At 62.5% G+C, this 14,297-nt stretch carries 20 protein-coding genes and 1 pseudogene; 4 read left to right on the plus strand and 17 right to left on the minus strand.

Annotated features, from left to right (window positions below; translation table 11 throughout):
• Positions 1 to 102 precede the first annotated feature (102 nt).
• The 4 genes from YH63_RS20870 to YH63_RS20885 all read right to left on the minus strand — a co-directional run bounded on the left by YH63_RS20870 (position 103) and on the right by YH63_RS20885 (position 2,134).
• Positions 103 to 510, minus strand: a complete 408-nt coding sequence (locus YH63_RS20870; RefSeq protein ID WP_046830189.1) for a phage major tail protein, TP901-1 family — start codon at positions 508 to 510, stop codon at positions 103 to 105.
• Positions 511 to 654: 144 nt separating this feature from the next.
• Positions 655 to 1,065 (minus strand): DUF3168 domain-containing protein, encoded by a 411-nt coding sequence (locus tag YH63_RS20875; RefSeq protein ID WP_046830190.1) that lies wholly within the window; start codon positions 1,063 to 1,065, stop codon positions 655 to 657.
• Between the two features lie 185 nt (positions 1,066 to 1,250).
• Positions 1,251 to 1,571, minus strand: coding sequence for a phage head closure protein (locus YH63_RS20880; RefSeq protein WP_046830191.1), 321 nt, complete (start codon positions 1,569 to 1,571; stop codon positions 1,251 to 1,253).
• Positions 1,568 to 2,134, minus strand: a complete 567-nt coding sequence (locus YH63_RS20885; RefSeq protein WP_046830192.1) for a head-tail connector protein — start codon at positions 2,132 to 2,134, stop codon at positions 1,568 to 1,570. Before YH63_RS20885 ends, YH63_RS20880 begins: the two co-directional genes overlap by 4 nt.
• A 171-nt stretch (positions 2,135 to 2,305) precedes the next feature.
• On the opposite strand from YH63_RS20885, the gene YH63_RS20890 reads away from it, so the two are divergent.
• The 3 genes from YH63_RS20890 (at position 2,306) to YH63_RS20900 (ending at position 4,027) form a co-directional block, all read left to right on the plus strand.
• Positions 2,306 to 3,073: a S1 family peptidase gene (locus YH63_RS20890; RefSeq protein WP_137325264.1), complete on the plus strand. Its 768-nt coding sequence runs from the start codon at positions 2,306 to 2,308 to the stop codon at positions 3,071 to 3,073.
• A 107-nt stretch (positions 3,074 to 3,180) separates the two neighbouring features.
• On the plus strand, positions 3,181 to 3,591 hold the full coding sequence (locus YH63_RS20895) for a YbaY family lipoprotein (protein ID WP_046830193.1): 411 nt from the start codon (positions 3,181 to 3,183) through the stop codon (positions 3,589 to 3,591).
• A 145-nt stretch (positions 3,592 to 3,736) separates the two neighbouring features.
• A complete protein-coding gene (locus tag YH63_RS20900; RefSeq protein WP_052753928.1) occupies positions 3,737 to 4,027 on the plus strand; it encodes a hypothetical protein in 291 nt (96 codons plus the stop codon).
• A gap of 78 nt (positions 4,028 to 4,105) precedes the next feature.
• On the opposite strand, the gene YH63_RS20905 is transcribed toward YH63_RS20900, so the two are convergent.
• The 5 genes and pseudogenes from YH63_RS20905 to YH63_RS20925 all read right to left on the minus strand — a co-directional run bounded on the left by YH63_RS20905 (position 4,106) and on the right by YH63_RS20925 (position 6,878).
• The gene (locus YH63_RS20905; RefSeq protein ID WP_046830340.1) at positions 4,106 to 4,345 is read right to left on the minus strand and encodes a hypothetical protein; all 240 of its coding nucleotides are present in this window, start codon (positions 4,343 to 4,345) and stop codon (positions 4,106 to 4,108) included.
• Positions 4,346 to 4,472: 127 nt separating this feature from the next.
• Positions 4,473 to 5,324, minus strand: a complete 852-nt coding sequence (locus tag YH63_RS20910; protein WP_083992752.1) for an outer membrane protein — start codon at positions 5,322 to 5,324, stop codon at positions 4,473 to 4,475.
• Positions 5,325 to 5,524: 200 nt separating this feature from the next.
• A pseudogene (locus YH63_RS20915) lies at positions 5,525 to 5,647 on the minus strand (phage major capsid protein); the annotation flags it as partial.
• A 2-nt stretch (positions 5,648 to 5,649) separates the two neighbouring features.
• Positions 5,650 to 6,024, minus strand: coding sequence for a DUF2019 domain-containing protein (locus YH63_RS20920; RefSeq protein ID WP_046830194.1), 375 nt, complete (start codon positions 6,022 to 6,024; stop codon positions 5,650 to 5,652).
• Positions 6,021 to 6,878, minus strand: a complete 858-nt coding sequence (locus tag YH63_RS20925; RefSeq protein WP_083992761.1) for a hypothetical protein — start codon at positions 6,876 to 6,878, stop codon at positions 6,021 to 6,023. Before YH63_RS20925 ends, YH63_RS20920 begins: the two co-directional genes overlap by 4 nt.
• 255 nt (positions 6,879 to 7,133) lie before the next feature.
• Here YH63_RS20925 and YH63_RS20930 point away from each other — a divergent pair, with 255 nt between their 5' ends.
• Complete coding sequence (locus YH63_RS20930; RefSeq protein ID WP_137325265.1) at positions 7,134 to 7,400, plus strand: hypothetical protein; 267 nt, start codon at positions 7,134 to 7,136, stop codon at positions 7,398 to 7,400.
• A gap of 54 nt (positions 7,401 to 7,454) precedes the next feature.
• Here YH63_RS20930 and YH63_RS20935 read toward each other — a convergent pair whose 3' ends face one another.
• The 8 genes from YH63_RS20935 to YH63_RS20975 form a co-directional block, all read right to left on the minus strand.
• On the minus strand, positions 7,455 to 8,726 hold the full coding sequence (locus YH63_RS20935) for a phage major capsid protein (RefSeq protein WP_046830342.1): 1,272 nt from the start codon (positions 8,724 to 8,726) through the stop codon (positions 7,455 to 7,457).
• Positions 8,727 to 8,864: 138 nt separating this feature from the next.
• Entirely contained in the window at positions 8,865 to 9,242 is a 378-nt protein-coding gene (locus YH63_RS20940) for a hypothetical protein (RefSeq protein WP_046830196.1), read from the minus strand.
• Positions 9,243 to 9,772: 530 nt separating this feature from the next.
• Positions 9,773 to 10,420: an HK97 family phage prohead protease gene (locus YH63_RS20950; protein ID WP_046830343.1), complete on the minus strand. Its 648-nt coding sequence runs from the start codon at positions 10,418 to 10,420 to the stop codon at positions 9,773 to 9,775.
• Positions 10,421 to 10,654: 234 nt separating this feature from the next.
• On the minus strand, positions 10,655 to 10,846 hold the full coding sequence (locus YH63_RS20955) for a hypothetical protein (protein WP_046830197.1): 192 nt from the start codon (positions 10,844 to 10,846) through the stop codon (positions 10,655 to 10,657).
• 3 nt (positions 10,847 to 10,849) lie between these two features.
• Complete coding sequence (locus YH63_RS20960; protein WP_046830198.1) at positions 10,850 to 11,065, minus strand: hypothetical protein; 216 nt, start codon at positions 11,063 to 11,065, stop codon at positions 10,850 to 10,852.
• Between the two features lie 162 nt (positions 11,066 to 11,227).
• A complete protein-coding gene (locus YH63_RS20965; RefSeq protein WP_046830199.1) occupies positions 11,228 to 12,400 on the minus strand; it encodes a phage portal protein in 1,173 nt (390 codons plus the stop codon).
• Positions 12,401 to 12,606: 206 nt separating this feature from the next.
• Positions 12,607 to 13,875 (minus strand): DNA-packaging protein, encoded by a 1,269-nt coding sequence (locus YH63_RS20970; RefSeq protein ID WP_170978760.1) that lies wholly within the window; start codon positions 13,873 to 13,875, stop codon positions 12,607 to 12,609.
• Complete coding sequence (locus tag YH63_RS20975; protein ID WP_349642974.1) at positions 13,862 to 14,260, minus strand: hypothetical protein; 399 nt, start codon at positions 14,258 to 14,260, stop codon at positions 13,862 to 13,864. Before YH63_RS20975 ends, YH63_RS20970 begins: the two co-directional genes overlap by 14 nt.
• Positions 14,261 to 14,297 lie beyond the last annotated feature (37 nt).

Consider the following 14,297-nt stretch of genomic DNA (forward strand, 5'->3'; position numbering starts at 1 on the left):
ATACTCCCTGGGCGGGAAGTTCTACACCGATGAACATGGCCTTCGGTGGTTATGGGTCCCCGCCTGCGCGGGGACGACATCGTAATTTTTGCAACACTCCGCTCAGCTCGCCGCGAAGGTCAACGCGCCGGCGGACTCCAGCGAGAGGTCGAACGTCACCTCGCCGTTGTGATCGCCCGAAAACTCGAGGCTCGAAATCTGGAACAGGCCTTCAATGGTGCCGAAGTCCGGCACCACGACCTGGCAGGATTTCAGCACGCCATCGAAGAACGCCTGACGCACCATCGCATCCGACGCCGAATCCTTGAACAGACCCCTGCCCGAGACCGACGCGCGCTTGACGCCGGCACCGGCGAGCAGCTCGCGCCAGCGTTCGGTGGATTCCGCGTGGGTGACGTCCACCGTCTCCGTGTTGAACGCGATGCGGCGGCTGCGCAATCCGGCGACGGTGACGAAGCCAGCGCCGTCGCTCATCTTCAGCAGCAGGTCCTTGCCTTTCTGGGCGGCCATTGTTCTCTCCATATGCGTCGTGAAAATATAGCGTTAGCAACATTCACAATCGTCATGCCCGGCCTTGTGCCAGGCATCCACGTCTTCTGCTTTTTCGGGGAAAGACGTGGATGCCCGGGACGGGCCCGGCCATGACGAAAACAGCTATTCCAGCGGCTCCGTCACCGCGCGAAACCGCACCAGCGCGTGATAGGTGCGTCCGTCGGATTCGCGGCGGATGTCGGCAATCGAAAATCGCAAATTGACCAGCCGATGCCCCTCGGGCGACAGCGGCGCGTCGTCGAGCGCCTGCAGCAACGCGCCGGCAATGACATGCGCCTCGCGATGGCCGCCCTTGCGTGACCAGGCGTGCAGCGTGAGCTGATGCTCCTGCGTCTGTCCGCCGTCCGTTGAGGCATCGGTCAGCCGCGCCTCGCCGAGCGTCACGTAGGGAAACTCGGCATCGCGCGGCGGTTCGTCGTAGACCCGATCACCGCCGAGCGCTCCGGTCAGCGCACTGTCCGCCAGCAATGCGTCATGGATCGCGGCGCGCAGCGCCACGTTGGCTATGGTCATGGTGATGTCCTGAAAGTCGGGGCAATACTTTCCTTTCCCTCCCCCTTGTGGGGAGGGTGGCGCGTGTGAGCAAAGCGAACAACGCGTCGGGTGGGGGTGCATTGCGCAAAGCAGCTCTAAGCCCCCACCCCGGCCTCCGCTTCGCTCGGCCGACCCTCCCCACAAGGGGTAGGGATTAAGGCCTGCTACGACACCCGTACGTCCGCATCGATCTCGATGAAGCGCCGGTCGTCGCGCTCCCGGATCGCAACGATCCGATAGATCCGCGCGCCGTCGCTGAAGCGATGCTGCAGCGTGAGCGAAAGATGGCTGCGCAGGACAATGCGATAGCTTTGCGTCACGCCGTCGGCGTCCGCCTCCACGTCCCGGCGCGCGGCAAGCGGCGTCACCTGCGCCCACACCGTGGCGAATGTCGTCCAGGTGCGGACCACACCGCCCTGGTCGTCGGGTGTCTCGATGGGTTGCTGGATCACCAGCCGTGTCTTGAGTTGTCCGGGATCGATCATAGCGACAGCACCCGGTGCGACGAGATCATGGCATTGACGCTGGCCGGCATCATCGCGACGCTCGAACCGATGGCTATGAGACCCCGGTTCTCGTACCAGTGGGCCACCAGCATGCGGATCGCCTGCCGCAGCGTCTGCGGGACATCGCTCGCGGCTCCGAAGCCGACTTCGATATCGAGTTCGATACCTGCGACGCTGCGCCCCGGCACAGGCAGCGACCACGCCGGTGCGGCGAGGACACCCGCTGCGGCATCGACCACGAAGATCTCGGAATCGATCGCACTTGCCTCACCCGCTGCATCGAACACGCGAACGGCGGTGAGTGCACGCAACGGTCCGATCCGCGGCGCGATGCGTCCGCCGTCGGGCCATCGATCCAGCACCAGTCGCCAGGTCTGCGTGATCAGGGCATTGCGCGTCAGCGCCTCGACATGGTTGCGCGCGGCGGACACAAGCGACGTGATGATGGCGTCATCGTCGCCGTGTTCCACCCGCAGAAAGCTTTTTGCATCGGCAAGCGACAGCGGCTCGGCCGCCGGCGCGGTAACGAGATATGCGGGCATGATTTGATGCTTTCTGCTTCGAGAAATTTCAGCACGTCATTGCGAGCGAAGCGAAGCAATCCATGGCACATAACGGTACTGGATTGCTTCGTCGCTACGCTCCTCGCAATGACGAGCAAATGTCTGGTTTGACGGTTGACAAAACATGCGGGCCGAGGCTCAACCTTGCGGATGATCTCGCTTCCTCGCCTCTGCGCCGCCCTCATCGTTACATTTGCATTCGTGCAGCCGTCGCATGCCATTACCGGCAGTCGCTCTGCGCCGAGCGTCGGCGTTGCGCAATCCATCGTCACGGTCGTTGCCGCGGGTGGCGGCGTCTGCACCGGGACGATGATCGCGCCGAACATTATTCTGACCGCCGCGCATTGCATCGCGCCAGGCACGGCCAATCGCGTGATCGACTACTCGACGAAGCCGCCGCAACTGATCGCGCCGCAGCAGGTCGCAGTGCATCCCCGCTACAACGCGCAATCCATCGCGGCCCATCGGGCGACGGCGGACGTTGCGCTGCTGCGCCTGTCCGCGCCGATGCCCGGCAAATCGGCCGCGCTTCTCGGCGTGCCGCGCATTCCCTTTACGCCCGTGTCGCGCTTCACTGTCGTCGGCATCGGATCGACGGTTGCAGGAAGCGACTCCGGCGTCGGCACGGCCCGCGCCGCGCCGCTCGCTGTGACCGGCCAGCCCGGCACCCTGCAGGTGCGCCTGGTCGATCCGCAAACCCAGAACAAAGCTGCGGGCATGGGCGCCTGCACCGGAGACTCGGGCGCACCCGCATTCGAAGATCAGGATGGCCGCAGCGTCATTGTCGGCGTGGTGAGCTGGTCGACGGGCGCGAACAATTCCGCGGGCTGCGGCGGCCTCACCGGCGTGACCCCGCTCACATTATATAACGACTGGATCGTAAAGACCGCGCGCAGCTGGGGCGCGGCGATTCCGTAAAGTTAACTGGCTACCTCCGCAGTGCATCTCGGGTTCCCGCGCCGAGGCCTGACAAACGACGGGCGATCCCCTACTCTCCGATTCATGAAACAAAACCGGAGACCATCATGATTTCACGACGCGGTATCATTGGACTTCTCACCACATCGTTGCTGCTGCCCGCCGCAAACGCGGCGGCGCGCGACACGATGCTGATGGGGACCGTGAATTATCGCGAACGGATGGCGCTGCCGCCGAACGCGTCCGTGCTCGTGCAACTCGTCGATGTCTCCCTCGCCGACGCGCCGGCGCAGGTGATCGCGCAAGATCGCATCACCGGCGCCACCGGCAGTCCGATCCCCTACCGGCTGCGCTTCGACATCACGAAGATCGAGCCGCGCCGCACCTACGCACTGCAGGCCCGCATCTCCGACGGCGATCGCCTGCTGTTCATCAATACCACCCGCCACGAGGTCTTCGCAGGCGGGCGCAACAACACGCGGATTCTCGTGCAGCGCGTCAGCGATCAGCCGCGTTAGAGCATGATTCATGCCCATTGAATCGAATCTCACCTCGCTCGTCCCCGCGTAAGCGGGGACCCAGACTGGATTCCCGCTTTCGCGGGAATGAGCGGAGAATGTGTTTTCAATTCAGGTTAATTCCATTCTAGCTTCGCCGACGGATATGACGATTCATCAGGCTCTCGCATACATTCTTCGATCGACCGCGGTTGCGGCGTTGTCCGTTACACTGACGGCGACCGCGCATGCGCAGCAGATGGACACTAAAACGCCGCGGCAACGCCCGCAGGCGGCGAAGCCGGATCACACCGCGAAGCAGCAGAAACCGCTCACACGTCCGCGCACCGCCACACCCTGTTCTGAATTCGGCGCGGGCTTCGTGCGCATGCCGGGTTCGGACAGTTGCGTCCGCTTCGGCGGATCGGTCGGCATCGGTGTAGGTACCGTGCCTTAAGGCACGATCCCGCATCGTCGGGATCGGTTTCTGGCGCTTATAAAGATTTGCGCGACAACGTGTAACGATCCGCCTGGTTCAGTAACGCTGGCCGCGATGCCGATACTTCCTGCGCGGATGCGCCGACTGCGAATGCGACTGGGTGTAGGCCTCCCGGTACCGCTTGCGCGATTCCTCGAGCGCCCGCTGATAGCCGGGCGAGCCCATAATAGTCGCCGCCACCCCGCCGCGCGCTGAGGCGGGGGTGATGTGGGAGACCGCGGTCGCGATCAGGAGAAGAAGAAAGAAAACTGCGGCCCGCTTGGTACGACAGTTCATGTTCGGCCTCTGCGCACGCCAGTTCCGGGTACCAACCTTGCATCGGCCTGAATGTTCCGCGGCGGCAACATAAAGGCTCAAACCCCAGAAAGCGATCAGGTGGCGCAACGCGCGGAAAGCCAGTACATCAACCGCCGAATTTATAATTCAAGCCGATCCGCACGATGTTCAGGTTGGTCGTGAAGTTTGCTGAATAGGATGCCGGCGTCGATCCAGGCGCCGCCGTTACTGCAACCACGTTCACAGTCTCCTTGAACTGCGCGAAAAGATACTCGCCCTTCACGGACCATTTCTGCCCAAGCGCGTATTCAAGCCCGCCACCCGCCGTCCAACCCGGAGTAATGCCGTTAGACGCCCCGGAAAAACACAGATCTGGAGCTGCGTTAAGGCTGCCGCAAGAGAACGTGTAGACCACTCCATTCGGACCAGCCAATCCCCCAGCGAAGCCTGTGCTAGTGACGGTGGACGCTGCGTTGTTCAGATGAGCGTAGGCAAAGCCGCCGGTGGCGTAGATCAGCAGCCTGTCGTTGGCCAGATAACCGAGCCGGGCGCGCACCGTGCCGAAATAGTCGATACTCTGGCTTGCCGAGGTCGATACTTGCCCGAAGAGATACGGAGTCGTGCCTCTCCCATCGATGCCCGCGCCCTGAAAGTCCGCTTCAAAGCCAGCCACCCATCTCGGGTCGAACTGATAATTGTAACCGACCTGAATGCCGCCGAGCGCTCCGGAGGAGCGATTGCGGTCGCCGTTGGCTGAGATCGGGAAGAAGTTGGGGGCCGAAAATATAAACGACATAAGAGCATCGTTCGGCGCGTAGCCAACATCCGTGTTGGCCCAACCACCACCCACATTGAGACCGGCATACCAGCCACTCCAGTTTGACACCGGCGCTGGCGGCGCCTTGCGTATGAGATCGGCACCTTGCGCGGTGGATGCCGCCCCGAGCGTCAAGATTGCGGCGATCAACAAGTGCTTCATGAAATGCCCCCTCGGAAATATCGCAACTGTAAAGCATCATTCTAGGTCGAGTCTGCGGGCATCGGATGTAGCAGCCGCGCAACACCCGGAGGTATTCAAGGATATGCTGCGGTAAAACAGTAGCGCGCCATTGGACTTCACTGAATGGCCGGGTGATCCCGGCCACCCACATCGTCATTTTCCCTGCCTGCTCGCAGCTCTCAACTCGCCGCGAACTTGACCAGCTTGATGGCCTCGAAATCCTGGACGCCGCCGCCGACGCGCTTGGTGGTGTAGAACAGCACGTAGGACTTAGCGAAATACGGATCGCGCAGCACGCGCAACCTTAAGTTGGAATATATCGTCCTTCATCAACTGCACGAAGCATCTGAGACGCGTTCATCGCAATCGGATACTCCTTCCGATCCTTGATCAATTGGAGAACATCTCTTGCTTCACGAGGCGCCAGCGCGAGCGTGGCTATCGCGGCCTTAAAACGTACGGTCGGGTTGGGATGAGTATAAAGCGGCAGCAGCGCGCGGCGTTGATCGCCCTCGCGCGATTTTAACTGTGCAGCCACTTCTTCCATCTCGCCGTACAAACGATTGTATTCAGAACTTCGAATATTTTCCAACGCCGCATTCTGTTTGACCGCGATGTCAGCGAACAAGGCTACGAGATCTTCAACACTTGCCGTTTCAAGTTCTATCCGGCGACTCATGGCTTGAGAACTCCCGCGTCGATCAAAGCTTCTATTCCAACACGTCTCCGTTCGCTTGAATCCTTATCTCTCAGATAGTCTCTTGGAGTTAATCCTCCAAACTCGTCGCTACGCGTGCTGAACCACCCGGAAATCTCATAATGCTTTAGGGTAGGAATTCGCACCTTGTTACTCGGATCGTCAATTTCGCCCCACGTGAATCCTAACCGTCTCAGCAGAGTCCGTTCTTCAATGTGGTGATCCTCATAGCCTGGCTCGCTGGCCGGACTGACCCTGCTTTGCAGCTCTTCTAGAGTCTTTGGTGGGTCACTATACGACTTCATTGCTGAATCGTAAGACTTTAACCACTCGATCTGGTCCTTCGCCCCGAAGAAGATGTCGACCGCGGGAGCATATCGGCCAACCCGGTTCACCCAGCGCGCGATATCCCAAACAACCTTCATTCTATCTGCCGGGGATTCCGGGCGCTGCAGTGGAATCTCGGACGGCTCAAGCGGGGGCCCTTGGTTGTGACCGATGCCTAGGCCGTCGCCTTCCGGCATATCACCCGCAAGCCGCGCATAATCGCTATTGTCCCGATCCCGCGGCGCGATCTGAAACAGCCCGAGATTGCCGATCTCGCTCAAATCGAAATTGATACTGCCCACCGGTCGGGCGGTGGCGTTTGCCGCAGGATTGCTTCCATCCCCCCCACCGTCCGTCCATTGCCCACCATCGGGATTGCCCGCCGGCACACGCGGCTGGCTCGGGCTGTATTTGCGTTCCAGCGCTGGAAAGACGCTTGCGACATCGGTGCCGGGTTTAAGAAAGCGCGCAGCATCCGGGCGTATCCAGCGATACGCGTCCGGACGCATCCATCGCGCTTGCTGAGCGCGCGTGTATGCATCATCGCGTGCGGGCATGCGAAGTGACCTATGAAAATAGAAACTGGAATCGTCTGCGGGGAAGCCGACTGTCTGCCAGCGTCCCCTATTCACTCGAAGCATTCGCGTGGTCGAATGCCGGGTTCCTTCATTCGGTGTTCATGCACGCGACGCGAGGATGATCTTGGCGGCCTCGTCATGCGGAACTGCGGCGGCGCCACTGTCGAGCCATGAGGAGATTGCGCGATGAAAAAGATCCTGTTCAGCCTTGTCGTTGCCCTGCCTGTCGCGTTTGCGGCATCACAGGCCCCGGCGCTGCCGCTCCATTCAACAAGTCCCTTAATCAGCCACACCACATCGTCAGATATCGTTGAAGTCAAAGGCGGCCGTGGCAAGGGTCACGGCTGGGGTAAGCACCATGGCTTCAAGCGGCATGGCTGGAGTCGTGGCCGCAAAGTCGGTTGGCGCGGCCGAGGCTGCCCTCCGGGACATTGGAAAAAGGGCTACTGCTAAGCGGCGGCACAGCGGCGCGCAAAAATCGACGCGCCGCTGTCTTCATGATGGAAGTCAGCTCGCCGCGAACTTCACCAGCTTGATGGCGTCGAAGTCCTGGACGCCACCGCCGACGCGCTTGGTGGTGTAGAACAGCACATAGGGTTTTGCGGAGTACGGATCGCGCAGCACGCGTACGCCCAACCGATCCACGATCAGGTAGCCGCGGCGGAAATCGCCGAACGCGATCGACAGCGAGTTCGCGCCGATGTCCGGCATGTCCTCGGCCTCAATGAGAGGGAACGTCATCAGCGATGCGCGTCCGCCCGCCTGCGCCGGCGGCTGCCACAGATAAGCGCCGCCGGAGTCCTTGAACTTGCGGATCGCCGCCTGCGTCTTGCGGTTCATCACGAAGTTGCCGTTCTGGCGATAGCCCGCTTTCAGCGCGTAGATGGTATCGACCAGCACATCGGACGGATTGCTTGAGGGAAACGCGCCCGCCGATCCGCTCGCGACATAGCCGAGATTGCCCCAGGTCCATGAGCCGTTGGCCACCGCCGTGTAATTGAGAAAGCCCTTCGGCTTGTTGCTGCCGTCGCCGTTGACGAAGGCGGCGCCCTCCTGCACCGCGAAGGTCAACTCGACTTCGGAGGCGATCCACTCGTCGATGTTCACCGCCGAGTCGTCGAGCAGCGTCGCGGTCGCGGCCGGCATGGCGTAAAGCTCCATCGCCGGAAAGCTCAAGGCATCGAGCGTCGGCGACGTGGTCTGCGTGCGCGTATCGGTCTCGCCGACCCAGCCGGTCGCGGGGCCCGCGGTCATGAACGGCTTCTTGTAGACATTGCCGGAGATCTCGCGCACGCTTGAGATGGCGCGGATCGGCGAGATCGCGGCGAGCCGCGATCCGATCTCCTGTTCGAGCTGCGCCGGCACCAGATAACCGCCGTCGGCATTGGAGCCGACCGACAGCGCCTTGGTCTCCATCAGGCGCAGACCCGAACTCTCGCCCTGGCGCACATAGACATCGAACGCACTCTTGTGCTCGCGCGCCGACGCGTCAGTGAAGCGCACGCGGCCGTCGTCGAGTCGGCCTCCGTCAAGCAAGGGGCGCGCGCTCTTCAATGCAAGATCGTCGATGCGTTTCATCTGGGCGTCGAGCGCGCCGTTGATGCGGTCGACCTTCTCATCGAGCAGCACGTCGGCGCGGCGGCCGACGGCGGCGAGTCGCTCGTCGTTCGAGGCCTTGAATTCCTCGAACATCGCCATGATGGCGTCGTGCTCGCCGCGCGCGGCGGACGAGATGCCGGATTTATGCTCCGGCGCGGTGTCGGTGATGTCGTAGTCCATGTTCTTGTCGAAACTCATGTGGTTCTCCTAGGGTGGGATCGGGTTGAAAATTGAAATGCACAAACAGAAACGCCGCCCAAAGGGGCGGCGGATTGAACTTTGGATACTGCGGCTTAGAAGCGAACTCAGGCGCTGCGGTCAGCGCAGCGTGAGTCCGGATCGCGCTTCGCTGTCAGTATCGATCAAGCGCAATGAGCTTGCTTCGTAGATATGACGCGAAATCTTCACGGCGAATCTGACTCCGTCAATTTCCTGTATCAAGTCAGCCGAAATATCCTGCAAATCGTAAGCGGCAAGGTCGAGCCCTGCTCCAAGATCGACCCACGGTCCTCCAAGCGGCTGACGTACAGCGCGAGAATCCGACCAATCGAATACGATCATCTGCGGACGGCCCTGCGAGCCGGCCTCCACCTGTGCAGCGAACTCCCGCGCCAGTTCAAGCGCCGTTTGCGAGATTTTCACGGCGCCGGGCGGCGCGAAGAAGCTGCGAGAAGGGGGAGCGAATTTGCCGGCCATTCGAGATATCCTGGAAATGTTAGATACTGTACAAATCGCAATTTATCGAAATGGGTCGCGAATGATTCCGGGAGGGCTATGACCAAGCCCGGATCGCCTGATTGTCTGTCCGTTCGCGCAGTCATAAAATGCGCTGAACTCCTTCAGTCCGAAGTAATTGACCGTTCGGGAAACTCCGCTCAAAATACACACAGGAATAATGTTCGCAAGCTGCGTCCCTGGCGCCCAGAAATTATCCGGCGTCGCATCCGAGATGACGCGCGGGTCATCGATGCCAACATTTCCCATCGGAATGGCAAGCGTTCCTCGCCCGTCCGTCCATCGGCCGCTCTCGTCACCGTTGCCCGCTGGTACGCGCGGCTGGTTGGGGCTGTATTTGGTCTCGACAGGAATGAGCGCCGGATAAACCGATGCCGGGTCCGTGCCGGGCGCAAGGAAACGCGCAGCGTCGGACCTAATCCAGCGGTGTGCATCGGGCCGCATGAAACGCGCGCGCTAATGCACGTCGAAAGCATCCAGACGTTGCGTCATCAGCGCGCCTCTGCACTGGACGACGCAACTCCACGCAACGCGTACTTGCGGCCGGCGCGGGTGTCCAGCCGGATTAGAGCCGGACTCCCGCGCCGGGCGAGCGGCGCCGGTGCGTCCGCGGCACCACCCGAACCCCGCCACTCTTGTTCAGCGCGCGTCCGCTGCGGCGACAGCTTTGGCTTGGGGAATGCCTGCTTCACCGCGCGGACGCGCGCCCCCGCCAGCAGCGGGAACGTGACGATCGAAATCTCCCAGAGATCGACCTGATACAGTTTGCGGATGCGCGTCTTCGGATCGATCTGGCCGCGCACGGTGCGATAGCCGATCGACAGGCCGTCGATGGCGCCCTGCTCCACCAACGCATAGAGTTCGCGTCCGCGCGCGACATCGGGGATCAGCCGCCCCCTCGCCCACAGGCCGCGAAAGTCCTCATGCAGATCGAGCCAGACGCCGACCGGTTCGGCGGGATCGTGCTGGAACAGCATCGGGATCTTGCGCAGGCCGCGTTGCGCCAGCGTGCGCGTGAATGCGCCGGGCATCACCATGTCGCGCGCCTGATCGACTTCGCCGAACAGGCTGGCATAACCTTCCACCGTGCCGTCGCTCGCGAGCGACACGGTGGATGTCGATGAAATGGGCGCGTGCATGGGCATCCTCGCGAACTGCGCGTGGTTGGGTGGGCTTGAATTTTCGGGATCACTCGCTGGAGGCGAAATTCCATTTCAGTGTCGTCCCCGCGAAAGCGGGGACCCATAACCACCGATCATTGTGTTGATTACGGGAGACGTATCCGCGCATCGCAACGAGGGACGATAGCGCGGGGAGTATGGGTCCCCGCTTTCGCGGGGACGACATTCTGAGACGTTACGTCGTTCACGTCCCTACTTCGTGCGCCGCGTCGTCTTTCGCCGCACGGGCTTGTTGCGCGACAGTTTCGCTGACGCAGGCTTCACCGGCGCCTTGTGCTGGATCCGATCGAGATGCGCGAGAAACTCGCGAAACACTGTCAGATGATCCGGCGCGGATTTCCGCTCCGGCTGTATCGCGCGCAACACCGTGTGTAACGTATCCATAAATTATTCCTCGTTGATGAAATGAGTGAGACTGCGCTGAACCTTCACCCTGCGGTTGAAACGCGAGAGCTGACGGACGAATTCATCGAACCGGCGCGTGGCGCCGACCAGTTCACGCAGCGTGAACAGGAACGCGGCGCTCGCCGCGAGCGCCCACAACAGCAGCGCCAGATGCGCGAGATCGCCGCGCTCGGTAAACGTCTTGATCAGGTCGGACATTGTTGTTCTGCGATTCTTGCTTATCCCTCCCCCTTGTGGGGAGGGTGGCGCATTGAGAGCGCAGCGAACAGTGCGTCGGGTGGGGGAGATTATTGAAGACCCCCACCCCGACCTCGCTCCGCTCGGTCGACCCTCCCCGCAAGGGGGAGGGACAAAGGAAATTCACCCCAGCCGATCCCCATCGGCCACCGGCGCATAGCCGGTCGCCTCGCGCTTCTCGTTCAGCGTCAGGAACGGCGCATTGGCGACGCGATCCCACAATGCTGCACGGTCGTTCGCCAGCGCGTCGATCCGGTCGGTATCCACCACAATGCGCAGCTCCCCGCCGAACTGCGGCGACAGCCATTGCGCCAATGAGCTGCCGACGCGCGAGGCCAGCGGCAGGATCGTCTGCCGCCAGAACACCCGATTGGCTTCCTGGAAATTCGCGTAGGTGTTGTCGCCGGGAATACCGAGCAGCATCGGCGGCACGCCGAACGCCAGCGCGATCTCGCGCGCGGCGGAATTCTTGGCCTCGAGAAAATCCATGTCCTTCGGCGTCAGCGACATCGCCTTCCAGTCGAGTCCGCCTTCCAGCAACAAGGGCCGTCCGGCATTCACCGCGCCCTGATAGGTGTCGGTGAGTTCGCGCTTGAGCCGGTCGAATTGTGAATCCGACAGCACCGCGCCTTCCGGCCCGGAATAGACCAGCGCGCCGGACGGCCGCGCGGCGTTGTCGAGCAGAGCCTTGTTCCAGGCCGAGCTGGCGTTGTGCGTGTCCACGGCGACGGCTGCTGCCTCGATCGGCGCGAGGCCATAGTGATCGTCGAGCGGATGAAAGAATGTCAGATGCAGGATCGGCGGCACGTTCGACGCAAGCTGATCGAACCGCACGCTGCGCCCTGCGACGCTGTACTCGTAAGCCTCCGCCCAGCCGTCATGACCGGGCACCACCTTCATGCGATCCGGCCGCAGCGCGTGAAGCTCGCGCACCTGGTCGCCGAGCGCGACGGCCTCGACATAGGCATTGCCGGCGAGCAGCATGTGCGCGTACAGCGCCTCGAAGAAACTCGCGCCGTCCTGCCGCGCGTTGGGTTTCGTCAGCAGTTGCGAAAGCGGATGCCCGTCCCTCTCCTGTGCGCCTTCATAGAGAAGGAAGCCGCACGACGCGGCGTTCTCCGCGATGAGGCGCACCGCGCGATGCACAATGGCGTTGGTGAGATAACCCTCGCGGGCCAGCGCCGCATAATCGCGCGGCGTCCACCGCGCCCGCCCGCCGCTCTCGAACGCCAGCACCTGCGCCGTGCGGCTGGCCTTGGCTTCGGGTGCGCGGAAAAGCTTTTTGAAGTTGAGCATGGCTGTCCGTTCTCCGGGGAGAAAGAGAAACGCGGGTGGCATCATAATCAGGGTCGTCCCCGCGAAAGCGGGGACCCATACTCCCTGAACCGTCATTGTGGACGCAGCCGTTTCGGCGCACCCGCTATCATCACATCAATCGGTGGTTATGGGTCCTCGCTTTCGCGAGGACGACATCGTGGAAAACACGTCGCCACGCTTTCAACTCACAACCCCCGCACCCGCGGCGCCGCGCGTGTGGTGAACGTCAGCGACGCAATCGCCCACACCAGCGCATCGAGCCGGTCGGGCGATCGGCCCGACGACAAACCGGACGGCCCGAAGTCGCACATCTCGTCTTCAAGCGCGGAGAACATGCCCGCATGTTTGACGCGGCCTTGTTCATAGAGTGTTGCGACGGGCTCGGCGCGCAGCCACTTTCCCCGTGACGCACGGACTGAGACCACCGGCACGCTCGCATCCACTTCATTAATGACCGAGCGCACCATTTCGCCGCCCTGGTTGACTTCGGCGACGAGTGCATCGGCTTCAAGCCGCCGCCACAGCGCGATCGCTTTCGCCGCCCACACCGATGGCGTCGCCTGCGACACCGTCTCGTCGGCGATCACGTAAATCGCGCCCTCGCCCGTGATGCCCGCCGCGACAATGCCGCAGGCATCGGCGCGCTTGCCGGATGACGCCGGCGGATCGACCGCGACCACGATGCGCGCCAACGGCGGTGCATCACTCACGCGGCAGCTTTCTATCAACATCCGCGACCACAGCGCGTCGGGCCTGTCCTCGATGATCTCGCCGTTCAGCTCCTGACGCCCGAGCCGCGTGTCCTTGTAGCGCGCGAGCACGCCCTTCAGAAACGTCGGCGCGAGATGATAGGCATTCGCCTGCGTCGCCGCACGAGTCACAACACTCGTCGGCTCCAGCATCAGCCGCTTGATCAGCGCGGTCGGCCGCGGCGTCGTCGTAATCAGTTGCCGCGGCTGATGGCCGAGACGCAGACCGAACTGCAGCATGTCGAACGTCGCCTCTGCATAGCGCCACTTCGCCATCTCGTCCGACCAGGCGCAGCCGAACTGCGGGCCGCGCAGGCTTTCGGGATCCTCCGCCGAGAACGCATAGGCCACCGCGCCATTGCTCCATTCCAGCCGCCGCCGCGACGAGGTCCACACCGGGCGCTCATCGCGACGATGCACAGCGAGTAATCCCGACACTCCTTCGATGACAACTTCCCTCACGTCGTGCTCAGTCTCACCCACGAGCGCGATGTTAGTCACGGGTGCATCCGCTAATGGCGGAATCCCGAGCGCCTGTGCCCTCACCCATTCCGCGCCCGCGCGAGTCTTGCCTGCCCCTCGTCCACCGATCAGCAACCACGTCAGCCACGGCTGCCCATTTGGCGCGAACTTCGGCGGCACCTGATGATCGTGCGCGAACACATCCCATCGTGCGAACAGCAGCTCCAGCTCAGCCCGCCTCATCCCCTCCAGCAGGAAGCGGCGCTGCGTCTGCGACCAGGCCTTCCAGGCGGCGCGAAAGTTCGCGGCGGAATTCGTCGAGGTCTCGGGGAATGGCGTCGTCATCGGCGGCCTTCGCTGTGTCGTCTCCCGCCCCGCGCTCCTGCTCGCGCAACCGCATCACTTCCTTCAGCGTGCGCGCGAGCGAGGCCAGCACACGGGCGCGGCTTTCGGTCTCGACGCGCTGCGCGGGCGCGATACGCGTCGGGCTGCCGACGATGCGCTCGATCTTCGTGAGTTCGCGCTCGATTGCGTCGCTGACACGCTCGACCATCGATGCCGCCGGCGTTTCACCGGGCGGCGGATCGGCAGCGATATCCACCGCAGTGCGCTTGCGTGACATGGGCACGGCGCGATCCGCCTTCACCCTCGCACTTTTGATCGCA

This window comes from Afipia massiliensis (assembly GCF_001006325.2).
In the GTDB taxonomy this organism is placed as follows: Bacteria; Pseudomonadota; Alphaproteobacteria; order Rhizobiales; family Xanthobacteraceae; genus Afipia; species Afipia massiliensis_A.